Source organism: Pseudomonas capeferrum (genome assembly GCF_013523055.1).
GTDB classification, from domain to species: domain Bacteria; phylum Pseudomonadota; class Gammaproteobacteria; order Pseudomonadales; family Pseudomonadaceae; genus Aquipseudomonas; species Aquipseudomonas capeferrum_A.
In genome coordinates this window covers 1-433 of sequence record NZ_JAAMQM010000072.1, presented here as the reverse complement: position 1 = coordinate 433, position 433 = coordinate 1, and the positions used below count along the sequence as shown (strand labels likewise).

The window sequence follows — 433 nt, the reverse complement described above, 5'->3', positions numbered from 1 at the left end:
TCAGGGTCACGGTGTAGGTGATCTGACCGCCTTCGGTGACGGTGGTCTTGTCGGCGGTCAGGGTCGCCACGACATCGTTGATGGTGTCGGCGATCTGCACGGTGGCGGAGCCACCCAGCTGCAGGTTCTCGAAGGTCTGGCCATCAACGGTGGCATCGGTGATACCAACGGTTAGCGAACCGGCGTCCTTGAAGACGTCCTCGCCCTGGGCATCGGTGCGGTAGGTGGCTTCGGTCTGGCCCGCAGCGATCACCACCTTGTCACCATTGGACAGGGTGACGGTGAGCTCACGATCCAGGACCTGGCTGACGCGCACGGTGAAGACCGGCTGCTCGGCTTCGGTGACGTTGCCATTGCTGACGATCGAGACGGCGATCTGGTCGCCAGCGTTCGGCGTGCCAGGGGTACCCGGATTACCTGGAGTTCCCGGTTC

The 433-nt window shown here is 63.5% G+C and carries 1 protein-coding gene; it reads right to left on the bottom strand.

Annotated features, from left to right (window positions below; translation table 11 throughout):
* Positions 1-433: immunoglobulin-like domain-containing protein (locus G7009_RS27345; protein WP_219856813.1), on the bottom strand; the 433-nt coding region annotated here is incomplete at both ends.